Raw genomic sequence first — 22,291 nt, forward strand, 5'->3', positions numbered from 1 at the left:
CCGCTGAGTGGGCCCGCCGGGCGTGCCGGAATACGGTGGGCCCATGACCCAGCCCCCCTCCGCAGTGTCCGTCCGCGAGAGCGGCACCGGAACACCCCTCGTACTGCTGCACGCCTTTCCGTTGAACGCCTCGATGTGGTCCGCCCAACTGGACGCGCTGCCCGGTCTGACCGGCGACGAGGCCCGGGTGCTCGCCCCGGACCAGCGCGGCTTCGGCGGCACCGAGCTGGGGACCGACGAACCCTCGCTGGACCTGGTCGCCGACGACCTCGCCCTGCTGCTGGACGCGGCCGGGATCGAACGCGCGGTGGTCGGCGGGCTCTCCATGGGCGGCTACGTGGCGCTGGCCTTCGCCCGCCGCCACCCGGACCGGCTGGCCGGACTGCTGCTGGCCGGCACCCGCGCCACCGCCGACACCGACGCCGTCCGGGCCAACCGGGAGCGGATCGCGGCCGCCGTCACCGCCCGGGGCAGCGTCCAACTGCTGCTCGACGAGGAGGTCGCCGCCGGGCAGCTCGGGCCGGACTCGCGGCACCTGGTGGAGCGGGTGCGGTCGCTGGTCGCCGCCGCGTCGCCGGCCGCCGTCGCCTGGGCCCAGCGGGCCATGGCGGCCCGGCCGGACGCGCTGGACGTGCTGGCCGGGCTGCGGGTGCCCACCGCCGTCGTCGCGGGCGCGCAGGACGGCCTGGTGGCGCCGGAGGAGGCCGAACTGATGCTCCGGGCCCGGCCGGACGCCGAACTGACCGTCATCCCCGGGGCGGGCCATCTGAGCGCCCTGGAGGCACCGGAGGCGTTCAACACCGCCGTCCGCGACCTGCTGGCCCGGGCGGCGGCCGGATGAGGGAGGAAGCGACCGGCTGGGACTTCTCGGCGCTGGAGGTGACCGGCCGGATGCCCGTGACCAACCGCGGCGAGGGCCTGGTCGAACTGACCCTGGAACCGCTCGGCGAGGACTACTGGCTGCGCCCCGGCGAGACCTTCATCGTCACCTCGTACGGCGACCACGGCTCCGGCCACCCGTTCGAGGTGCAGTACTGGCCGGACTCGGTGTCGGTCTGGTGCACCTCGTGGTTCGGCACCGTCTCCGACGACGAGGGCAACCAGCTCAGCAGCGGGTACCAGCGGCCCGACGGGGCCTACCCCAGGTGACGCCCGCTCACCCAGGTCACCCGAGATGATGACGGTGGAAAGACGGCAGGCCCTCACCCGGGTGGGTGAGGGCCTGTCTGCTGTTCCGCACGTGCCGTCCGTTGCGCACGTACCGCCGGGCGCAGGCGCCCGGCGGCGGCGTCAGCGCGACTGCTGGGCGGGCACGCCCATGGTGTCGTCGCCCGGCAGCGAGGCGGCGGCCACGGCCGCGCCGGTCAGCGTCGCCAGCATCTCGCGGACGTTGGTCAGCTGGGCGTTGATGCTGTCGCGGCGGTTGGTGAGCGCCGCCAGCTCGCGCTCGGACTCGCTGCGGATCCGGTCGGCCTTGGCGTTGGCGTCCGCCACGATGTCCTCGGACTGGCGCTGCGCCGTCTCGACGGTCTGGCGGGCGCGGCGCTCGGCGTCGGTGCGCAGCTTCTCGGCCTCCAGGCGCAGCTGCTCGGCCCGGTGCTCGATCTCGGCCAGGCGCTTCTCGGCCTTGGCCTGACGGGCGGCCAGGTCACGCTCGGACTGCTCGCGGCGCTTGGCCAGGTTGGTCTCGAACTCCAGCGCGGCCTGGGCGGCCTTGGTGCGGGTCTCCTCGAAGAGGGCGTCCGCCTCCTCGCGCTTGTTCTGGGCGTCCTTGTTGGCCTCGGCGCGCAGCTGGGCGCTGTCGCTCTTGGCCTTGTCGACGATCCGCAGACCCTCGTCCTCCGCCTTGGCCTTGCGGTCCTTGGCGTAGTTCTCGGCCTCGGTGCGGACCTGCTGGGCAGCGGCCTCGGCGAGCTCGCGGTGCTGCTCGGAGGCGCGGTGCGCCTCGTCGCGCAGGTCCTTGGCCTCCTCCTCGGCCAGTCGCAGGATCTTCTCGACCCGGGCGCCGAGACCGGCGTACGAGGGCTCCGCCTCGGTGACCGCCGCCTGCGCGGTCTGGGTCTCCAGGTGGAGCTCCTCGATGCGCTTCTCGAGCGCGCTGATCCGGGTCAGGGCACTGTCACGGTCGGCCACCAGCTTGGTGATCCGCTCGTCGACCTGGGCGCGCTCGTACCCACGGCGCACCAGGTCGAAGCCGTGAGGGGAGTGACTGTCGCTCATGGGGTTCTGGGCTTCCTGTCGTCAAACCGCTGAGGTGGTTGAGGGAATCCTGACACGGTACCGGAGTGTCGACGGCGAGATGCCGTCGTCCCGCGGACAATGTCCGCTCAATCGGGTGGTGCGTTCTTGGAGCGATTGCCACCCGACCGGGGGGAACCAATTCCGGCACCCGCCTTGGCACCCCCGTCCTTCTTGGTGCTGCTTCCCCCGTTGGTCTGGGCGACCGGTGCCGGTGCCTCGAACGCCTCCAGTGCGGACAGCACGTCCTGCACCCTGGAGATCTCGGTGTTGATGTCCTTGCGCCGCCGCACCAGCTCGTCCAGCTCGCGCCGGCCCTCGTCGGTGACCCGCTTCGCCTCGGCCTGCGCCTCGGCGAGCAGCCGTTCGGCCTCCGCCTTCGCCAGCTCGACCTGCTCGTCGGCGCTGCGGTCGGCGTCCTGCAGCCGCTTCTCCGCCTCGGTGGCGGCGTTCTCCAGCCGCTCCTCGGACTCGGCCTCGGCCGACTGGAGCTTGGCCTCGGCCTTGACGATCAGCGCCTCGGCGCGGCTGGTGGAGTCGGAGAGCTTGGTCTCCGCCTCCTTCAGCAGCCCCTCGGCCTTGCGGACGGCCGAGATCCGGACCTTGCTGGCCTCCGCGGACGCCTCCGAGGTGAGCTCGCCCGCGCGGTCCTCGGCGGCCGCGACCAGGGCCGCCGCCCGGTCCTCGGCCTCGGCGACGGTGGCCACCGCCTGCTCCTCGGCCTCGGTCAGCTGCTCCTGAGCGGCCGTCACCAGGGCGTCGACCCGCTCGCCGGCCGACTTCATGGCCGCCGCGTTCTCCTTGCGGGCGCGCTCGTGCAGCGCCTCCACCTCGGCGTCGGTGCGCTCGCGCAACTCCTCGGCGCGCTCGCGGATCGCGGTGGAGTCCCGGCGGGCCTCGGCGAGCAGCGTGTCGGCGTCGGAGCGGCCCTTCTCCACCTCGGCCTGGCCGGCCGCCTCGCCGGCGGCGACCAGCCGGTCGGCCTCCTTGCGGGCGGCGGCGACCATCGCGTCCGCCTGCTCCTCGGCGGCGGCGGTGGTGGCCAGTGCGGTGGTCTGGGCGTCCTCGCCGAGCGACTCGGCATCCGCGAAGGCCTTCTCCAGGACGGAGTTGGCCTGCTCGCGGGTGGCCTTGTCGAACTGCTCGGCGGCCTCCCGGGTCTCCGCGTCGTACGCGTCGGCGCGGCTGTGGGCGGCTGCGTCGTACTCGTCGGCGAGGGTGCGGGTGGCGAGCGCGTACTCCTCGGCCTCGGCGCGCAGGGCGGCGGCCAGCTCCTCGGCGTCGGCGACCAGGCCGGCCGAGCGCTCGTCGGCGGCGGCCATCGTCCGGACGGCCTGGGCCTCGGCGTCCGCGCGCAGCTGCCCGGCGCCCTCCCGGGCCGCGTGCAGCACGGCGTCGGCCTCCGCCCGCAGGTGCTCGTCGTAGGCCTGGGCCTCGGCGCGCTGATGGCCCAACTCGGCCTCGTGGGCCTCGCGTTCGGCGGCCAGCTCGCGGTCGGTCAGCTCGCGCAGGGCGGTGGTCTCGGCGTCGGTGCGGGCGCGCAGTTCGGTGGTCTCGTGGTCGGCGAGGGCCCGCTGCTCGGTGGTCTCGGCGTCGGCGAGTTCGCGCAGGGCGGTGGTCTCGGCGTCGGCGAGGGCCCGCTGCTCGGCGGTCTCGCGCTCGGCCAGCTCGCGCAGTTCGGCGGCGGCCTGCTCGGCCCGGTCGCGGACCTCGGTGGCCTCCCGCTCGGCGGCGGCCTTCCGCTCGGCGATCTGCTCGGCGGCGGCCTCGTGCATGCCGGCCACCGACTGGCGGACCTCGGCGGCCTCCTCCTCGGCGGCCTCGACCAGGGCGGCGCCCTCGACGCCGGCGGCGGCGACCAGCTCCTCGCCGTCGACCCGGGCCTGCTCCAGGACGGCGGTGGCCTCGGCCCGGATGCCGTCGGCGGTGGCGCGGGCCTCGGACAGCTCGCGGCCGGCCTCGGCGCGGACCGTCTCGGCCTGCTCGGCGGCGAACGCCAGCTCGGCGGCGGCCTTCTCCCGCACGGCCTTGGCGTCCCGGGCGGCCTCGGCCCGGCGCTGCTCGGCGGCGCTCCGGGCGCCCTCCAGCAGTTCCTCGGCTTCGGCGCGCTGGGCGGTGACGTGCTGCTCGGTCGCCTTGCGCTGTTCGGCGGTCTCGCGTTCGGCGAGGGCGCGCAGTTCGGCGACGTGCTGTTCGGTCGTCTCGCGCTGTTCGGTCGTCTCGGCGGTGGTGCGTTCGGTGAGTTCGGTGGCGGCCTGTTCGGCCTTGGCCCGGACGTCGGCGGCGTACGCCTCGGCGGCGGTGCGCAGTTCGGCGCTCTCCCGCTCGGCCAGCTCGCGCTGTTCGGCGGTCTCGCGTTCGGCGAGGGCCCGCAGTTCGGTGACGTGCTGTTCGGTCGCCTCGCGCTGTTCGGCGGTCTCGGCGGTGGTGCGTTCGGTGAGTTCGGTGGCGGCCTGTTCTGCCTTGGCCCGGACGTCGGCGGCGTACGCCTCGGCGGCGGTGCGCTGTTCGGTGGTCTCGCGGTCGGCGAGTTCGCGCAGTTCGGCGCTCTCCCGCTCGGCGAGTTCGCGCAGTTCGGTGCTCTCGCGTTCGGCGAGGGCCCGCAGCTCGGTCGCGGTCTGCTCGGCCTGCTCGTGGGCGGCCTGGGCGGCGGCCAGCTGCTCGGCGGTCTCCTCGCGTTCGCGGTGCAGCCCGGCGGCGGCCTCCTCGTGCTCACGCCGGCTCTCCTCGCGCAGCGCGTTCGCGGCGGCCTCGGCCTCGCTGCGGGTACGGGCGGCCTCGGCGTCGGCCTCGGTGCGGACGCGCTCGGCGTCGGCCACCGCGGCGTCCCGGACGGCGTTCGCCTCGGCCTGCGCATCGGTGCCGAGGGCGGTCGCGGCGGCGTTCGCCTCGGCCCGGACCCGCTGGTCGAACTCGGTCGCGTCCCGGCGGAGTTCGGCGGTCTCGCGCTCGGCGGCGGCGCGGTTCTCGGCGGCCGCGGCCTTGGCGGCGGCGAGGGCGTCCTGGCCCTGCTGCTCGGCGGCGGTGGTGGTCTTCTCGGCCTCGCTACGGGCCCGGGCGAGGGTCTGCTCGGCCCGGCCCTGGGTCTCGGCGGCCTGTTCCTGGGCCTGCGCGCGCAGCCGCTCGATCTCCCCGGCGGCGCCCGCGCGCAGCTCGTCGGAGTCGGCCTTGGCCCTGGTGAGCAGTTCCTCGGCGTTCTTCGCCGACTCCTCGATCTGCACGACGGCTTGGCGGCGGGCCTCGCCGCGCACCCGGTCGGCCTCGGCGGCGGCCTGGGCGCGCAGCTCCTCGGCCTCGGCCCGCAGCCGGGCCGCCTCGTCCTGCATCTGCTCGATCCGCTCGCGGATCGCGGCGGCGTCGTCGAGGGCGGCGTTCTGGGCCTGCTCGACGGCGGCCTGGGCCTGCTCGCGCAGGCGCTGCGCCTCGGCGGCGGCCTCGGTGCGGATCCGCTCGGCCTCGGCGGCGGCCTCGGTGCGGGCGGTCTCGGCGTCCTGGTTGGCCTGGCCGAGCATCTCCTCGGCGGTCTTGGCGGCCTTGGCGAGCTGGACGGTGGCGTCCTTGGCGCCGGTCGCCCGGCCCTCCTCCTCGGCCGCGTGGCGCAGCCGCTGGGCCTCGGCCTCGGCATGGGCGCGCAGTTCGGCGACGTCCCGGTCGGCCTGGGCGCGCAGTTCGGCGATCGCGGCCTCGGCCTCGGCGCGCAGCTCGCCGGCCACCGATTCGGCGGTGGCCCGCAGCCGTTCGCTCTCCTCGGCGGCGGCGGCCTTGGCGGCCTCCGCCTCGGCCTGCCTGGTGGTGGCCTCGGCGCGGATCGCCTCGGCCTCCTTGGTGGCGTGGGCGACCATCCGGGCGACCTCGGCACGGGCGGTCTGCGAGCGCTGCTCGTTGGCGGCCTCGCCGTCGGCGGCCTTGCGTTCGGCGGCGGCCTCGGCGTCGGCCTGGAGCTGTTCGGCGGCCTGTTCGGCCTGGGCCCGCAGCTCGGCGGACTCGCGGCGGGTGCGTTCGGCCTCGGCGATCGCCTCGGCACGCAGCCGCTCTATCTCGGCCTGGGCGTGGGCGAGCTGCTGCTCGGCCCGGATCTGCTCGGCGGAGGCCTGCTCCTTGAGCCGGCCGATCTCGCCCTTCGCGATGGCGAGCTGCTGCTCGGCGGCGGCGTGCGCGGCGGCCAGCTGCTGCTGGGCCTCGCCGCGGGCGGCGTCCACGTCGGCGGCGGCCTGGGCGCCGGCCTGCTGGGCGTGCTCGGAGGCGGCGCGCAGCAGGCGCTCGGCGTCGCTCTGGGCCCGCTGGATGGCGGCCTCGGCGGCGGCCTGGGCCTCGCCGCGGGCGGCGTCGACGTCGGCGGCGGTCTGGGCGCGGGCCTGGTCGGAGAGCGCGACGGCCTCCGCGCGGGCGGCGGCGACCATGCGCTCGGCCTCGACGCGGGCGTCCTGGAGCAGGCGCTGGGCCTCCTGCTCGGAGCCGGTCCTGGTCTGCTCGGCCCAGCCGTTGACGTGCTGCTCGGCGGTGCGGCGCAGCTCGGTGAGCTCGTCCTCCAGCTGGCGGCGGCGGGCGGTGAGCTCGGCCTCCAGTCGGGCGGTGCGCTCGGCGGCCTCGGCCATGATCCGCTGGGTGGCGGCCTGGGAGTCGCGCAGCTGGCGCTCGGCGTCGGCGCGCAGCTGCTGGGCCTGCATCTCGGCAGTGCGGAGCATCTGCTCGGCCTGGCCGGAGACGGCGTCGAAGGCGCGCGGTTGGGCGAGCATGCGGCGGGATTCGTGCAGCTTGGCCCGGAGCACCTCCACCTGGTAGGCGAGGTCCTCGGCATGCTCGGCTGCCTTGTCCCGCTCCTTTCGAGTCCGACCCATCTCGGCCTCGAACTGGGAGAGGTGATCGTCAACCTCGTAGCGGTCGTTGCCCCGCACTCCGCGGTCCCATCCATCTCCTGGTCGCGTCCTCGACCCGGCCGGTCCAGGGCACCCGTTGTCCGGGTACTGGTCCGACTGGCTCCTTGCATCCGCAGCCGGTGGACGGCCCGCCGGTCAAGCCGGGGCCGCCCGCCGCGGTCGTCGGAGCCCTGGGCGTGGAAGCGCGGTGATGCCGCGTTCCCCCGTCCGGGTGGACTCCTGGGCGAACTCTTGCCTTGTGGAGAATGGTGACAGATCAGTGTTGCGACTGTTCAGCCGTGCCCGCGTTGTGGACTCCCCTGCGACGGGCCGGCCGCCGCTGGGCGGACGGGCCTGTCATCGGCCGTGCCCGTCGCCTCCGTCCCCCGGAGCCTTCGCGCACCTGGGCATTGTAGTGGGAGCGCACTGCGGGGGAATGGCCGCGTGGTGGTTTTCCGGCTGTCGGACGAGGTTACTGACGGGTCATGACCGGTGATTCGGGGGTGCCGCCCGGTCGTGGGCGGCACCTGGCGGGGGTCAGTGGGCGTCGTGGAGGCCCGGTTCGGCGGAGGTGACCAGCTCGGTCAGGACGCCGCCGCAGTCCTTGGGGTGCAGGAAGGTGATCCGCGAACCCATCGAGCCGATCCGGGGCTGGTCGTAGAGGACCCGCACGCCCTTGGCCCGGACGGCCTCGGCGTCGCCGTCCACGTCGGCGGTGCCGAAGGCGATGTGGTGCACGCCCTCGCCGTTCTTCTCCAGCCACTTGGCGACGGTCGAGTCGGGCCGGGTGGGCTCCAGCAGCTGGAGGTAGGAGGCGCCGCCGTCGCCGGTGTCGTTGATCTTGAGCATGGCCTCGCGGACGCCCTGCTCCTCGTTGACCTCGGTGTGGAACACCTCGAAGCCGTAGGTGGCGCGGTAGAACTCGACCGTCTTGTCGAGGTCGCGGCAGGCGATGCCGATGTGGTCGATACGGGTCAGCACGGCGACCTCCGGGGGCGGGTTGGGTACCTCGGGAACCAGGTGGCACCAGTGCAGCGCATCGCTGCTGACCGGCGCCAGCGCCGGACGTGCGAGTCTGCTCACACGCCGGGGGTTGCCCCGGGCCGCACGCCGGGGGCTCACCCGGGGCGGGCGCCGGGGTTCACCCGGGCCGCGTTGACACGGTGTTGACTGGAAGGTGCCAGTGCGCTCGATCACACCGTCGCTCCGGTGACGGGCGGGTAACAGGTCAGTACATTGAGCGCATCCTCACCTGGCCACGACGTGCGAAGGGGCTCGTCCCATGACCAACACCACCTCTGTGATCGTTGCCGGTGCGCGGACCCCGATGGGTCGCCTGCTCGGTTCCCTCAAGGGCTTCTCCGGTGCCGACCTCGGCGGCTTCGCGATCAAGGCCGCGCTGGAGCGGGCCGGCATCACGGGTGAGCAGGTCCAGTACGTGATCATGGGCCAGGTGCTGCAGGCCGGCGCCGGCCAGATCCCGGCCCGCCAGGCCGCCGTCCGGGCCGGCATCCCGATGAGCGTCCCGGCGCTCACCATCAACAAGGTCTGCCTCTCCGGCCTGGACGCCATCGCGCTGGCCGACCAGCTGATCCGGGCCGGCGAGTTCGACGTCGTGGTGGCCGGCGGCCAGGAGTCGATGACCAACGCCCCGCACCTGCTGCCGAAGTCCCGCGAGGGCTACAAGTACGGCGCGATCGGGATGCTCGACTCGATGGCCCACGACGGCCTCACCGACGCCTACGAGAACATCCCGATGGGCGAGTCCACCGAGAAGCACAACACCCGGCTGGGCATCGCCCGCGAGGTGCAGGACGAGATCGCCGCGGCCTCCCACCAGCGGGCCGCCAAGGCGCAGGCCGACGGCGTCTTCGACGCCGAGATCACCCCCGTCCCGATCCCGCAGCGCAAGGGCGAGCCGGTGCTGTTCGGCCAGGACGAGGGCATCCGCGCGGACACCACCGTCGAGGGCCTGGCCAAGCTGCGTCCGGCGTTCGCCAAGGACGGCACGATCACGGCCGGCACCTCCTCGCAGATCTCCGACGGCGCCGCCGCGGTGGTCGTGATGAGCAAGGCCAAGGCCGAGGAGCTGGGCCTGAGCTGGATCGCCGAGATCGGCGCGCACGGCAACGTGGCGGGCCCGGACAACTCGCTGCAGTCGCAGCCGTCCAACGCGATCAGGCACGCGCTGGCCAAGGAGGGCCTGGAGGTCTCCGACCTCGACCTGATCGAGATCAACGAGGCGTTCGCGGCCGTCGCCCACCAGTCGACCAAGGACCTGGGCGTCTCCTCGGACATCGTCAACGTCAACGGCGGCGCGATCGCGCTCGGCCACCCGATCGGGATGTCCGGCGCCCGCGTGGTGCTGCACCTGGCGCTGGAGCTCCAGCGGCGCGGCGGCGGGGTCGGCGCGGCCGCGCTGTGCGGCGGCGGCGGCCAGGGCGATGCCCTGATCGTGCGCGTCCCCAAGGACGCCAGCCCGAAGGCCTGATCAGCTGACATGCCTTCGGGGCTGCGGACCGCCACGCGCGGCGCCGCAGCCCCGAAGGCATCCGCGCTAGGAGCTCCCGATGATCGATGTCGCCACGCTGGTCGAACAGGCCCGGGCGGGCCGGCCGCGGGCGGTCGCCCGGCTGATCACGCTGGTCGAGAACGCCGCCCCGCAACTGCGCGAGGCGATGGCCGCGCTCGCGCCGTACACCGGGCAGGCCTACACGGTGGGCCTGACCGGCTCGCCCGGGGTCGGCAAGTCCACCTCCACCTCGGCGCTGGTCTCCGCCTACCGGCGGCTCGGCAAGCGGGTCGGGGTGCTGGCCGTCGACCCGTCCTCGCCGTTCTCCGGCGGCGCGCTGCTCGGCGACCGGGTCCGGATGCAGGACCACGCCACCGACCCCGAGGTGTTCATCCGCTCGATGGCCACCCGCGGCCACCTCGGCGGGCTGTCCTGGACGGCCCCGCAGGCCCTGCGGGTGCTGGACGCGGCCGGCTGCGACGTGATCCTGGTCGAGACCGTCGGGGTGGGCCAGTCCGAGGTGGAGATCGCCGCCCAGGCCGACACCACCGTGGTGCTGCTCGCCCCCGGCATGGGCGACGGCATCCAGGCCGCCAAGGCCGGGATCCTGGAGATCGGCGACGTCTTCGTGGTCAACAAGGCCGACCGGGACGGCGCCGACGCCACCGCGCGCGAGCTCAACCACATGCTCGGCCTCGGCGAGGCCCGCGGGGCGGGGGACTGGCGCCCGCCGATCGTCAAGACCGTCGCCGCCCGCGGCGAGGGCGTCGACGAGCTGGTCGAGGCGCTGGAGAAGCACCGCGCCTGGCTGGAGGAGCACGGCGAACTGGCGGCGCGCCGCCGCCGCCGGGCCTCCGACGAGATCGAGGCGATCGCGCTGGCCGAACTGCGCACCCGGATCGGCGACCTGCGCGGGGACCGCCACCTGGCCGGCCTGGCCGAGCGGGTGGTGGCGGGCGAACTGGACCCGTACGGCGCGGCCGACGAACTCGTGGCCGGCCTCACCCGGGCCTGAGGACGGCGCAGGGCCGGCCCCCGGTGGGGCCGGCCCTGGTGTGCTGGGGGGGCGGCGGCGCGTCAGGCGCGGCCGCGGAGGCCGCGCAGGTGTTCGGCGACCGGGGCGAGGGCCTCGTACATGGCGTCGAGCTGCTCCTGGGTGAAGCGGTCGATGAAGTGGGCCCGGACGCTGCGCACGTGGTCGGGGGCGACCCGCTGCATGGTGTCCCAGCCGTGCTCGGTGAGGTGGGCGTAGAGGCCGCGGCGGTCGCCGGGACACTCCTGGCGCAGCACCAGGCCGGCGTTCTCCATCCGGGTGATCTGGTGCGAGAGCCGGCTCTTGGACTGGAGGGTGGCGGTGGCGAGGTCGGTCATCCGCATCCGGCGGTCGGGGGCCTCGGAGAGCACGACCAGGATCTCGTAGTCGTTGATCGCCAGGTTGTGCGGCTGGAGTTCGCGGCTGAGCTGGTACTCCAGCAGCTTGGCGACCTCCAGATGGGCGCGCCACATCCGCTGCTCCCTGGCGGTCAGCCAGGGAGTCTCCTCCTCGGGCTGCGACGGAGGGGTGTCCGCAGTGTTGATCGTGTGCGTATCCATGGGCTCAGCATACCCTATTTAGTTCAATATTGTACAAGTTTACAGGCCGAAACGTCGCCCCAGATCGCCCAGATTGCCGAGGCCCGGCACGTTGAGGTTGCCCCCGCCGTGGCCCGACGCCGCCGGCTGGGACGGCACCCCGCCCACCGGCACGCCCGCCTCGGCGTCCACCTGGCCCACCGACCGCTCGGCCATCAGCTTCTCGCTGGACTGCAGCAGCACCTGGCCGGCGCCGATGAACTCGAACTGGTGCTCCTCGCCGGAGGCCCCGCCCAGCCCGGTCAGTCGCCGGATGCCGCCGATCAGCCCGTGCATGTAGTCGTGGTCGTAGTGGTGGCACGGCGCCGGGCAGTCCGCCCAGCCGACCAGCGCCTGCGGGTCCACCCGGATCGGCGGCTCGACGAAGTGCACCGGCCCGTTGGAGGCGGCGACGAACTTCCCGGTGCCGATCAGGGTCAGGAAGCCCGGGATGATCGACTGCTTGAGCCGCAGCGACGGGTCGAAGGCCAGCAGGTTGCCCGAGCGGACGGTCAGGTTGCCGTCGTCCAGGTCGTAGGAGTTGAGGTCGAAGGCCCGGTCGGCCAGCAGCAGCTTGCCGCGGCCCTGGGCGACGACCCAGTCCGCCGCGTGCATCGGCGAGTTGAAGTGCTGGCCGATCACCCGGTCCAGCATGCCGGCGCCGACGCCCTTGAAGGTGATGTCGCCGTAGTAGGCGACCATCTTGCCCTTCTGCAGGAAGTACGAGCCGTTCAGGTCGACCGAGTAGGCGTACGGGTTGACGTTGTCGTTCACCGGCAGGCTGTACGCGTCGTGCACCACCGGGCCGGAGCCGCCGTGCGCGTTCGGCAGCGGGGCCTGCGGGCCGCCGAACTGCTCCTGGGCGTAGGCCTGTTGGGGCTGCTGCGGGGGAGGCGGCGGCGGGTAGCCGCCCTGCTGGGGGTAGCCCTGCGCGGGCGGGTGGCCCTGGCCGGGCGGCGGCGCGTAGCCCGGCGGGGGAGGGGCGGCGAAGCCGGGCTGGGTCGGCTGGTCGTACGGCGACTGCCCGTACGGCGGCTGCGGCGGGTAGGACATCAGAGCTTCTCCTCGCTCGCCTGGACGTACACCGCGCCCTGTCCGGACAGCTCCAGCTGGAAGGCCTCGCCGGAGCCGCGGCCGATCATGTCGCGCCAGCCCAGCGCCGTGGACAGCTTGTTCTGCACCTGGCCGCGGTGCGCCACGTACGCCTGCGGGTCGACGTGCACCGGCTGGCCCGGGACGATCGGCAGCTCGAAGACGCCGCCGTGCGCCATCACCGCGACCGAGCCCTTGCCGTCCAGCTGGGTGGTGAACAGGCCCTGGCCGGTGACCTGGCCGCGGACCATGCCCATCACCCCGCCCTGCGAGCCCATGAACATGGTGGACTGGCGCAGCGTGCCCTCGAAGGCCAGCAGCCGGTCCGCCTCGACGTACAGGGTGTCGCCGGCCAGGTCGATCACGTGCACGTGGTGGCCGCCGTGGCCGAACATCACCCGGCCCTGGCCCTCGACGGTCATCAGCGGGGTGTCCTCGTTGGCCACCCGGCGGCCGATCATCGACATCACGCCGCCCTGTCCGCCGGTGATGTTCGGCGTGAAGCGGACGTCCCCGGTGTACGCGAGCATCGCGCCGCGCTGGCTGAACAGCCGCTGCCCGGGCAGCACCACGGCCTCGACCATCTTGCCGTTGATCTTCGTGAAGCCCATCAGACGTCGCCCCCGATGGTGACCTTCTCCGACGGCTGCACGTACACCAGGCCCTCTCCGGTGAACTCCACCTGGACGGCCTCGCCGCCGCCCTCGCCGATCACCGTGGTCCAGCCCGCGCCCGACTTCAGGCTGCGGTGCAGGCTGCCGGTGTGCGCTACGTAGGCGCCCGGGTCCACCCGCAGCGGCTGGCCCTGGCCGACCCGCAGGATGATCGCGGGCCCGTTCGAGGTGACGGCGGCCCAGCCGCGGCCCTCCACCTTGGTGGTGAAGAGGCCGTTGCCGGAGGACATGCCGTTGAGTCCGGTGAAGGTGGTGCCGGTGCGCAGCGAGCCCTCCGTGCAGAGCAGGTTGTCCGCCTCGACGAACAGCGTCTCGCCGTTCAGCCGGACCAGGTTGATCTCGGTGGCCTTGTCGGCGAAGTAGCAGGTGCCCTGGCCCTTCACCTCCATGACGGTCATCTGCTCGCCGGTGAGCCGGCGGGCGACCATGCCGCGCAGGCCGTCCCCGCCGCCGGTCAGCTTCTTGAAGCTCATCTGGCCGGTGTAGGCGACCATCGAGCCGTGTCTGGCCTTGACGGCCTCGCCGGCCAACTCGACGGCGAGTACCCGGGATCCCTGGAGTCTGAACTGTGCCACGGCCGCAATCTAGCGGGCGCGGCCGGTGCAGGGGGAGGGGCGGGGGCGGAACTGGTACCGGTCTGCGACAAACGCGCCGGTCACGCCCGCGCGTGCGCCCCCCAAGCGGCGTGCGGGACGGCGCCGGCCGCCTCCTCGACCTCCAGCAGCGAGGCCGAGTGGCGCTCCGCCTCGAAGGCCACCACACCGCCGCGCAGCCCGAACAGCCGCTTGGACAGCATGATCCAGAGCACTGCGGCGATGTTCAGCACCAGCGTGCCGATCTTCACGGCGCTGACGTGCTCGCTCAGCTCGTAGCCCTCCAGCGGCAGGAAGGCGGCGGTGGCCACGACGGTGAGGTACTCGGCCCAGCGCCTGCCCAGCCAGAGGCCGACCGCCTCGACGATCTCGATCAGCGCGTAGGCCACCAGCGCGCCCGCGACGATCAGCAGGGTGCTCTTCTTGTAGTCGAAGGTCTTGCGGATGGTGTCGACGATCGGGGAGTGTTCGAGGTCCCAGTGGAAGTGGTCGGTGACCGGCCGGAAGACCGACAGGTTCTCGTCGAACACCCGGTGCACGGCGTCCTGGCTGTTGGAGAACTTCCAGACGGCCCAGGCCACGATGATGATCAGCAGGCCGCGCAGCACCCGCTCGACGGCGAGGAAGCGCAGGATGAAGAGGTCCCGCAGCGCCTTGCCGCGCGGCACCAGCGGGGCGTCCTGCGCCGGGCCGGAGCCGTGCGGGGCGCCGAGCGCGAAGTCGCCGCAGCGCAGGCAGCGCCAGGCGTCGCCGAGGGCGGTCGCGGCGTGCAGCCGGGCGGCCAGATCGGGCTCGGTCGGTGCGTAGGTGGTGTGGCCGCGCTTGGCGCAGGTCCTTCGGTCCCAGTCCCGCTTGAACATGTGGTCGCTACCCCCGGTCGTCCGATGTCTACGGCGCCCGGTGCGTCGGGCGCGGGCAGCAGGATAGGGGCAGCGGGTGACGGGCCGGCGCGACCCGCCGGGTTCTGGCGCACAGCTGTGACACGGACACGACGGCCGTGGGGTCGGGCGCGACGGCCGTGGGGTCGGGCACGACGGCCGTGGCGCCGGGGCCGGACACGGCGGTTGTGACGTCGGGCACGGTGCCCACCCCGGCCGGGGCTTCGGACAGGTGCTCGGTGATAATGGCCGGAAGGCTTGTGAGTCGCTTCACAAGCAGGTCCGCCGCCGACCCCCGTATTGAGGTACCCATCGTGAACAGCAGCGCCGTCCACCGCCTGCGCCTGGTCTCCGGCCCCGAAGGGGTCTCGTTCATCCTGCTGCTGATCTGCTCCGTGCTGAAGCGGACCACGTCCTTCGACGGCGTCCCGGTGATGGGCATGGTCCACGGGATCCTGTTCATCCTGTACATCGTCTTCTGGATCCAGGCCTGGCAGGCGCAGAAGTGGGACGCCAAGCGCGGCGTGCTGCTGTTCGTCCTCTCGGTGCTGCCCACCGGCGGCTTCTTCGCCGAGCGGATGCTCGCCAAGGAGGAGCGCGGCGAGCTGAAGCCGGCCACCGCGTAGGGACGAACCCCCACTGCGCGACGGTCGACAGGCTGCCGCGGCCTCCTCTCCCAAAGGGCCGCGGCAGCCTGTCGCCGTTTCTTACCGGGGGTGGCTAGGGGTGGCTAGTTGACGTTGACGCCGCTCCACGCGGCCGCCACGGTCTTGTACTCGGTGCTGGTGGCGCCGTACAGGTCGGTCGCGGCCTTCAGGGTCGCCGTGCGGGCGGCCTTGTAGTTGGTGGTGGAGGTCATGTAGACGGTCAGCGCGCGGTACCAGATCGCGGCCGCCTTGGTCCGGCCGATGCCGGTGACCGTCGAGCCGTTGGAGGTCGGGCTGTTGTAGCTGACCCCGTTGACCACCTTGGCGCCGCTGCCCTCGGACAGCAGGTAGAAGAAGTGGTTGGCGATGCCCGAGGAGTAGTGGACGTCGAGGTTGCCGACGCCCGAGTACCAGGAGTCCGCGGAGTTGCCGTCCTTGGAGGGCTTGTCCATGTAGCGCAGCGGCTTGCCGTTGCCGAAGATGTTGAGCTTCTCGCCGATCAGGTAGTCCGGCGGGTCCGCGGGCAGGTTGGCCGACCACTCGACCATGGTGCCGAAGATGTCGGAGGTGGCCTCGTTGAGGCCGCCGGACTCGCCGGAGTAGTTGAGGTTCGCCGTGGCGGAGGTGACGCCGTGGGTCATCTCGTGGCCGGAGACGTCGATCGCGGTCAGCGGGTTGGTGTTGCCGGAGCCGTCCCCGTACGTCATGCAGAAGCAGGAGTCGTCCCAGAACGCGTTGACGTAGTTGGAGCCGTAGTGGACGCGGCTGGCGGCGCCGACGCCGTTGTTCTTGATGCCGTTGCGGCCGAAGGTGTTCTTGTAGTAGTCCCAGGTGGCCGCGGCGCCGTACTGGGCGTCCACGGCGGCGGACTCGCGGTTGGAGGCCAGGCCGTTGCCCCAGGAGTTGCTGGTCTTGGCGAACAGCGTGCCGTTGCCCGAGGTGGCGCCCTTGAGGTCGGTGGTGGACTGGCCGCCGCGCGTGGCGTCCTTCAGCGAGTAGGTCGAGCCGCTCTGGGTGGTGGTCAGCGTGACGGTGCCGACGTTGACGCCCTTGCCGGTGCCGGTCGCGGTCTGCACCTGCTCGCGGGTGGACAGCACCTCGCCGGTGGCGGCGTCGGTGACGACCTGCTGGCTGCTCGGGGTGCCGTCGGCCCGCTCGCCGCGGACCACCGTGCGGTGGGCCAGCCGCGGCGCGCCGTCGGCCGCCCACACCACCAGCTCGGCCGCGCCCGCGCCGTCGACCCGGCTGAGCGCCGCCTCGTCCTCGTCGGCGGCCGTTCCGACGGTCGCCCGCACCGCGGCGGTGGCCCGCTCGGCCGCCTGCCCGGCGGCGAGGCCCGGGGCCAGGCTCGGCAGCGACAGGCTGCCGTCGAAGGCCCGGTCGACCGAGTCCACCGAGCCGTCGGCGCGCTGGTGGACGACCAGGTCGCCGCCGAGCACCGGCAGGCCGGCGTAGGTCCGCTCGTAGCGCAGGTGGCGTTCGCCGTTGGCGTCCGCGACGACGTCCTTGACCACCAGCCGCTCCTGGCCGCCGAGGGCCAGGGCCTGGGCGACCGGGCTGCTCTGCCCGGCGGCCACCGCGAGCAGCGCCGCGCGCTGCTGCTCCGGCGACGGGGCTGCGGCCTGGGCGGCGGGGACGATGGCGATCTGGATCACGCCGGCGAGCAGGGCGGTGGAGGAGAGTACGGCGCCGGCTGTCAGCTTTCGCTTCACGTGCGGGGGTTCCTTCCACGAAACCGCGTGTGCGCGCGGTTGCGCCGCGTACCGGGGCGCCGGGGTTGGCGCCGTTGGGGCGGTAGGGCGCGGACGTGCTGCTCCCGTGCGGTACCTGACGATCCGTCGATGGGTGGGGGTGACGGATGTCGGACGGGGCTTGGGCAGAAGCATGACAATCGATGGCAGGAAATGACAGACCACGGACAGGGATTGGCCGGGATCCGCCAGTATTGGTGCGGATGGTTCGGCTGCCGCCCAGTGCCCGCTACGGGCGGTTCGTCCGGCTGGCGGGACTTCGCCACCCGGGGAGCGGGGCGGGCGGGAAGGGCGGGGGAGGGCAGGCGTGCAAGGGGGGTGTGCGGACGTCCGGGACCGCCTTCCGCGGAGGCCCCGGACGTCCTGTCACCGTGCGCGGTACGTCAGTTGACGTTGACGCCGCTCCACGCGGCCGCAACCGCCTTGTACTCGGCGCTGGTGGCGCCGTACAGGTCGGAGGCGGCCTTCAGGGTGCCGGTGCGGGCACTCGCGTAGTTGGTGGTGGAGGTGAAGTAGACGGTCAGCGCGCGGTACCAGATCTGCGCGGCCTTGTCCCGGCCGATGCCGGTGACGGCCGAGCCGTTGGAGGTCGGGCTGTTGTAGCTGAAGCCGTTGATGCTCTTCGCGCCGCTGCCCTCGGACAGCAGGTAGAAGAAGTGGTTGGCGATGCCCGAGGAGTAGTGGACGTCGAGGTTGCCGACGCCCGAGTACCAGGAGTCCGCCGAGGCGCCGTCCTTGCTGGGCTTGTCCATGTAGCGCAGCGGGGAGCCGTCGCCGTTCAGGTTGATCAGCTCGCCGATCCAGTAGTTCGGCGGGTTGGAGGGCAGGTTGGCGTAGAACTCGACCATCGTGCCGAAGATGTCGGAGGTGGCCTCGTTGAGGCCGCCGGACTCGCCGGAGTAGTTGAGGTTCGCCGTGGCGGAGGTGACGCCGTGGCTCATCTCGTGGCCGGCCACGTCGATCTCGGTGAGCGGGTGGGTGTTGCCGCTGCCGTCGCCGTAGGACATGCAGAAGCAGGCGTCGCTCCAGAACGCGTTCACGTAGTTGGAGCCGTAGTGCACCCGGCTGGTCGCGCCGACGCCGTTGTTCTTGATGCCGTTGCGGCCGAAGGTGTTCTTGTAGAAGTCCCAGGTGGCGGCCGCGCCGTACTGGGCGTCCACGGCGGCGGACTCGCTGTTGGAGGCCAGGCCGTTGCCGAAGGCGTTGGTCGAGTTGGCGACCAGCGTGCCGGTGCCGGAGGTCTTGTTCTTCAGGTTGACGGTCGACTGGCCGCCGCGGGTGGCGTCCTTCAGCTGGTACGAGGTGCCGCTCTGGGTGGTGGTCAGCGGGACGCTGCCGACGAAGACGCCCTTGCCGGTGCCGGAGGCGGTCTGCACCTGCTCGTGGGTGGACAGCACCTGGCCGGTGGCGGCGTCGGTGACCAGCAGCTGGCTGCTGGGGGTGCCGTCGGCGCGCACGCCCTCGACGGTGGTCCGGTACGCCAGGCGCGGGTTGCCGTCGCTCGCCCAGACCACCAGCTCGGCCTTGCCGGTCTGGTGTACGGCCGCCAGCGGGGACTCGTCCTTGTCCGCGGCGACGCCGACGGTGGCCTGGACGGCGCCGGTGGCCTGCGCGGCGGCCTTGTCGGCCGGGATCTGCGGGGCCAGGCTCGACAGGCTCAGCTGTGCGGAGACCGCCTTGTCGACCGACTGCACCGCGCCGCGGGCGTTCTGGTGGACGACCAGGTCGCCGCCGAGCACGGGCAGTCCGGCGTAGGTGCGCTCGAAGCGCAGGTGCCGGGTGCCGTCCTGGTCCACCACGGCGTCCTTCGCCACCAGTTGCTCCTGGCCGCCGAGGGCGAGGGCCTTCGTCAGCGGGCCGGACTGGCCGCCCGCCAGGGCGAGCGCCGCCGCGTGCTGCTCGGCGGCCTGCGCCTGCGCCGCGGGGATCGGGCTGGCCTGGGCGGCGGTGCTCACCTGGACGACGCCGGTGAGCAGGGCGGTGGCGGAGAGTACGGCGACTGCTGCGAGCTTTCGCTTCACGGACGAGTCCTTCCGGGTAACCGCGTGTGGGCGGTCGCGCCTCGTCCCGGGGGCCGGGGTCGGCACCTGAGGGGCGGGACGGGCGCTGACGTGCGGACCCCGTGCGGTCGAGCGGCGAGCCACCGGTGGGTGGGGGTGGTGGCTACCGGACGGGGTTGGCGGAAAGCATGACAATCGAGCAAATCAAATGACAGGTCTTGCTCATGAATTGGCCAAGTCCCGCCAGCCGGAAGGATTGTGAACGGGCGGACAAAAGGTGCGAATCACCCTGCCTTTCAGCGGGTTACCATCCGAACCGAGGCCTGATAGTCCGGCTGCGGACCGATCGGCCGTCAACTCCGCTGCGCCCCGCTCCCGTTGCCGCGCAGTCACACCGGTGCAATGTCCTGGTATGGACCTGGCCGCCCTTTTGGCGGGTTCCCGCCACGCGTCGCGCTTGTCCACCATCAGGACGGCTGGTAGCACCCGTCCCGTCCGCCGGTACGGTAAGGAGGTGCCCAAGCCCCTAGCCCTCGACTTCGACCCGATCGCCCGCGCCGACGAGCTCTGGACCCGCCGCTGGGGCGGGGTCCCCTCGATGGCGGCGATCACCTCGATCATGCGAGCCCACCAGATCCTGCTCTCCCGGGTCGACGCGGTGCTCAAGCCGTACGGGCTGACCTTCGCCCGGTACGAGGCGCTGGTGCTGCTGACCTTCAGCCGGACCGGCGAGCTCTCGCTGTCCAAGATCGGCGAGCGGCTCATGGTCCACCCGACCAGCGTCACCAACACCGTCGACCGGTTGGAGCGGGCCGGCCTGGTCGCCCGCCGCCCCAACCCGCTGGACGGCCGCGGCGTGCTCGCCGCGATCACCGGCCGCGGCCGCGAGACGGTCGAGGAGGCCACCCGGGAACTCATGGCGATGGAGTTCGGGCTGGAGGAGTACGACACCGAGCAGTGTCGGCAGGTGTTCGAACTGCTCAGGCCGCTGCGGATCGCCGCCGGCGACTTCACCGACGACCGCGGCGAGGGGGCTGCGCCGGAGCGGCCGTGAGGACGGCTACCCTCGTGGGAGCGGTGCGCGGATCCGGGCGTACCGGTCGATCCCTGCCGAACGAGGCGATGAAGAGTATGAAGGCGACCCCCCTGCTGGGCTGGTACCGGGCCCTGGCCATTGCGACCGGTGTGGCCCTGCTGGTGTTCTGCGGCTTCATGGTCGCGAAGTACGGCTTCGACGCGGCCGAGGACCTGACCACGTACGTCGCGATGCTGCACGGCTACCTGTACATCGGGTACTTCGTGGTGACCTTCCTGCTCGGGCAGAAGCTGAAGTGGCCGCTCGGCCGGATGATCCTGACCCTGGCCGCCGGCTGCATCCCGTTCGCCTCCTTCGTCTTCGAGCGCAAGGTGGTCCGCGAGGCCGCCGAGCGGCTCCCGGCCGGCGGCGACGCCCGCCAGCCCGCCGGCGTCTGATCCGACGCCCCGGCGAGTGCCCCTTCCCCCGCGGGGGAAGGGGCACTGCGCGTTTGCGGCCCCCGGCGTTTCGACCCCGGCATCCATCGACAGCTACTGGGACGTCCGAGTAAATTAGTAGGACGTCCTAATAGCTGTGCCGCCCCGGTGCCGTGGCGGCCGTACGGAGCGGAGTTCGGGGTCATGGACGCCGAGGAGATCGAGCGCGGACGGCAGCGCTGGCAGCAGCGGTACGACAGCGCCCGCAAGCGGGACGCGGACTTCACCACCCTGTCCGGCGACGAGGTCGAGCCGATGTACGGGCCCGCCCCCGGGCAGGCCGTCGAGGGCTTCGAGCGGATCGGCTGGCCGGGCGAGTACCCCTTCACCCGCGGGCTGCACCCGACCGGCTACCGGGGCCGCACCTGGACCATCCGCCAGTTCGCCGGCTTCGGCAACGCGCAGCAGACCAACGAGCGCTACCGGATGATCCTGGAGGCGGGCGGCGGCGGCCTCTCGGTCGCCTTCGACATGCCCACCCTGATGGGCTACGACTCCGACGACGCCAAGTCGCTCGGCGAGGTGGGCCACTGCGGCGTTGCCATCGACTCGGCCGCCGACATGGAGGTGCTGTTCAACGGCATCCCGCTCGGCGAGGTCACCACCTCGATGACGATCAGCGGCCCGGCCGTCCCGATCTTCTGCATGTACCTGGTCGCCGCCGAGCGCCAGGGCGTCGACCCGGCGGTGCTCAACGGCACCCTGCAGACGGACATCTTCAAGGAGTACATCGCCCAGAAGGAGTGGCTCTTCGCCCCCGAGCCGCACCTGCGGCTGATCGGCGACCTGATGGCGTACTGCGCCCAGGGCATCCCCGCGTACAAGCCGCTGTCCGTCTCCGGCTACCACATCCGCGAGGCCGGGGCGACGGCCGCGCAGGAGCTCGCGTACACCCTCGCCGACGGCTTCGCCTACGTCGAGCTGGGCCTGTCCCGGGGCCTGGACGTGGACGTCTTCGCGCCCGGCCTGTCCTTCTTCTTCGACGCGCACCTGGACTTCTTCGAGGAGATCGCCAAGTTCCGCGCCGCGCGCCGGATCTGGGCCCGCTGGATGCGCGACCGCTTCGGCGCCAAGACCGACAAGGCGCAGTGGCTGCGCTTCCACACTCAGACCGCCGGCGTCTCGCTGACCGCGCAGCAGCCGTACAACAACGTGGTCCGCACCGCCGTGGAGGCGCTGTCCGCGGTGCTCGGCGGCACCAACTCGCTGCACACCAACGCCCTGGACGAGACCCTGGCGCTGCCCTCCGAGCAGGCCGCCGAGATCGCCCTGCGCACCCAGCAGGTGCTGATGGAGGAGACCGGCGTCGCCAACGTGGCCGACCCGCTGGGCGGTTCCTGGTACGTCGAGGCGCTCACCGACCGGATCGAGCAGCAGGCCGAGGCGATCTTCCAGCGGATCCTGGACAAGGGCCGCGAGGACCACGGGATCGGCCCGATCACCTCCGGCATCCTGCGCGGGATCGAGGAGGGCTGGTTCACCGGCGAGATCGCCGAGGCGGCCTTCCAGTACCAGCAGTCGGTGGAGAAGGGGGACAAGCGCGTGGTCGGCGTCAACTGCCACCCGCGCAGCGTCACCCCCGAACTGGAGATCCTGCGGGTCAGCCACGAGGTCGAACGCGAGCAGGTGCGGGTGCTGCGCGAGCGCAAGGAGGCCCGGGACGAGGCGGCGGTGCGGGCCGGGCTGGACGCCATGCTGGCGGCCGCGCGCTCGGGCGAGTCGATGATCCCGCCGATGCTGGACGCGGTGCGTGCCGAGGCGACCCTGGGCGAGATCTGCAACGCGCTGCGCGAGGAGTGGGGGACGTACCGGGAGAACGCGTCCTTCTAGGTCCAATGCCAGTGACTTTAGGTTGTGTCGTGCTGGGTGACGGTGACTGTTGCCGGTTGTGGTGGTGGCCAGTTGTGGTGTTGGGCGCGTTTGAGGG

18 protein-coding genes are annotated in these 22,291 nt (G+C 72.7%); 8 read left to right on the plus strand and 10 right to left on the minus strand.

Annotated elements, in window-relative coordinates; genetic code table 11:
* Nucleotides 1-43 precede the first annotated feature (43 nt).
* Together ACFWPT_RS20315 and ACFWPT_RS20320 are read left to right on the plus strand one after the other, a co-directional pair.
* Nucleotides 44-841, plus strand: coding sequence for an alpha/beta fold hydrolase (locus ACFWPT_RS20315; RefSeq protein WP_107452867.1), 798 nt, complete (start codon nucleotides 44-46; stop codon nucleotides 839-841).
* On the plus strand, nucleotides 838-1,149 hold the full coding sequence (locus tag ACFWPT_RS20320) for a hypothetical protein (protein ID WP_063347785.1): 312 nt from the start codon (nucleotides 838-840) through the stop codon (nucleotides 1,147-1,149). Before ACFWPT_RS20315 ends, ACFWPT_RS20320 begins: the two co-directional genes overlap by 4 nt.
* Before the next feature lie 141 nt (nucleotides 1,150-1,290).
* On the opposite strand, the gene ACFWPT_RS20325 is transcribed toward ACFWPT_RS20320, so the two are convergent.
* From ACFWPT_RS20325 to mce, 3 genes are all read right to left on the minus strand, one after another.
* Nucleotides 1,291-2,220 carry a hypothetical protein gene (locus tag ACFWPT_RS20325; protein ID WP_063347784.1) on the minus strand — a complete coding sequence of 310 codons (930 nt, stop codon included), beginning with the start codon at nucleotides 2,218-2,220 and terminating at the stop codon, nucleotides 1,291-1,293.
* A 107-nt stretch (nucleotides 2,221-2,327) separates the two neighbouring features.
* Complete coding sequence (locus tag ACFWPT_RS20330; protein WP_380483203.1) at nucleotides 2,328-7,133, minus strand: hypothetical protein; 4,806 nt, start codon at nucleotides 7,131-7,133, stop codon at nucleotides 2,328-2,330.
* A 498-nt stretch (nucleotides 7,134-7,631) separates the two neighbouring features.
* Entirely contained in the window at nucleotides 7,632-8,075 is a 444-nt protein-coding gene (gene mce / locus ACFWPT_RS20335) for a methylmalonyl-CoA epimerase (RefSeq protein WP_363372050.1), read from the minus strand.
* A gap of 301 nt (nucleotides 8,076-8,376) precedes the next feature.
* Between mce and ACFWPT_RS20340 the strand changes: the two genes are divergently transcribed.
* A complete protein-coding gene (locus ACFWPT_RS20340; RefSeq protein WP_363371928.1) occupies nucleotides 8,377-9,585 on the plus strand; it encodes an acetyl-CoA C-acetyltransferase in 1,209 nt (402 codons plus the stop codon).
* A gap of 79 nt (nucleotides 9,586-9,664) precedes the next feature.
* Nucleotides 9,665-10,621, plus strand: coding sequence for a methylmalonyl Co-A mutase-associated GTPase MeaB (meaB, locus tag ACFWPT_RS20345; RefSeq protein ID WP_063347780.1), 957 nt, complete (start codon nucleotides 9,665-9,667; stop codon nucleotides 10,619-10,621).
* A gap of 62 nt (nucleotides 10,622-10,683) precedes the next feature.
* Here meaB and ACFWPT_RS20350 read toward each other — a convergent pair whose 3' ends face one another.
* The 5 genes from ACFWPT_RS20350 to ACFWPT_RS20370 form a co-directional block, all read right to left on the minus strand.
* On the minus strand, nucleotides 10,684-11,199 hold the full coding sequence (locus ACFWPT_RS20350; RefSeq protein WP_079135623.1) for a MarR family winged helix-turn-helix transcriptional regulator: 516 nt from the start codon (nucleotides 11,197-11,199) through the stop codon (nucleotides 10,684-10,686).
* 39 nt (nucleotides 11,200-11,238) lie between these two features.
* Nucleotides 11,239-12,048: an AIM24 family protein gene (locus ACFWPT_RS20355; RefSeq protein ID WP_063351133.1), complete on the minus strand. Its 810-nt coding sequence runs from the start codon at nucleotides 12,046-12,048 to the stop codon at nucleotides 11,239-11,241.
* Between the two features lie 221 nt (nucleotides 12,049-12,269).
* Nucleotides 12,270-12,920, minus strand: a complete 651-nt coding sequence (locus tag ACFWPT_RS20360; RefSeq protein WP_063347778.1) for an AIM24 family protein — start codon at nucleotides 12,918-12,920, stop codon at nucleotides 12,270-12,272.
* Entirely contained in the window at nucleotides 12,920-13,558 is a 639-nt protein-coding gene (locus ACFWPT_RS20365; protein WP_380483205.1) for an AIM24 family protein, read from the minus strand. Before ACFWPT_RS20365 ends, ACFWPT_RS20360 begins: the two co-directional genes overlap by 1 nt.
* Before the next feature lie 80 nt (nucleotides 13,559-13,638).
* A complete protein-coding gene (locus ACFWPT_RS20370) occupies nucleotides 13,639-14,436 on the minus strand; it encodes a DUF2127 domain-containing protein (protein ID WP_380483207.1) in 798 nt (265 codons plus the stop codon).
* Nucleotides 14,437-14,768: 332 nt separating this feature from the next.
* Between ACFWPT_RS20370 and ACFWPT_RS20375 the strand changes: the two genes are divergently transcribed.
* Nucleotides 14,769-15,080 carry a DUF3817 domain-containing protein gene (locus tag ACFWPT_RS20375; protein WP_380483209.1) on the plus strand — a complete coding sequence of 104 codons (312 nt, stop codon included), beginning with the start codon at nucleotides 14,769-14,771 and terminating at the stop codon, nucleotides 15,078-15,080.
* A gap of 104 nt (nucleotides 15,081-15,184) precedes the next feature.
* On the opposite strand, the gene ACFWPT_RS20380 is transcribed toward ACFWPT_RS20375, so the two are convergent.
* Complete coding sequence (locus ACFWPT_RS20380; protein ID WP_063347774.1) at nucleotides 15,185-16,813, minus strand: M4 family metallopeptidase; 1,629 nt, start codon at nucleotides 16,811-16,813, stop codon at nucleotides 15,185-15,187.
* A 422-nt stretch (nucleotides 16,814-17,235) separates the two neighbouring features.
* Nucleotides 17,236-18,873, minus strand: a complete 1,638-nt coding sequence (locus ACFWPT_RS20385) for a M4 family metallopeptidase (RefSeq protein WP_380483211.1) — start codon at nucleotides 18,871-18,873, stop codon at nucleotides 17,236-17,238.
* Nucleotides 18,874-19,366: 493 nt separating this feature from the next.
* Between ACFWPT_RS20385 and ACFWPT_RS20390 the strand changes: the two genes are divergently transcribed.
* The 3 genes from ACFWPT_RS20390 to ACFWPT_RS20400 all read left to right on the plus strand — a co-directional run bounded on the left by ACFWPT_RS20390 (nucleotide 19,367) and on the right by ACFWPT_RS20400 (nucleotide 22,194).
* Nucleotides 19,367-19,906 (plus strand): MarR family winged helix-turn-helix transcriptional regulator, encoded by a 540-nt coding sequence (locus ACFWPT_RS20390; protein ID WP_063347772.1) that lies wholly within the window; start codon nucleotides 19,367-19,369, stop codon nucleotides 19,904-19,906.
* 77 nt (nucleotides 19,907-19,983) lie between these two features.
* A complete protein-coding gene (locus ACFWPT_RS20395) occupies nucleotides 19,984-20,325 on the plus strand; it encodes a DUF3817 domain-containing protein (RefSeq protein ID WP_063347771.1) in 342 nt (113 codons plus the stop codon).
* A gap of 183 nt (nucleotides 20,326-20,508) precedes the next feature.
* The gene (locus tag ACFWPT_RS20400; protein ID WP_063347770.1) at nucleotides 20,509-22,194 is read left to right on the plus strand and encodes a methylmalonyl-CoA mutase; all 1,686 of its coding nucleotides are present in this window, start codon (nucleotides 20,509-20,511) and stop codon (nucleotides 22,192-22,194) included.
* The last annotated feature ends 97 nt before the right edge of the window (nucleotides 22,195-22,291 follow it).

The organism is Kitasatospora sp. NPDC058478 (genome assembly GCF_042720345.1).
Lineage (GTDB): Bacteria > Actinomycetota > Actinomycetes > Streptomycetales > Streptomycetaceae > Kitasatospora.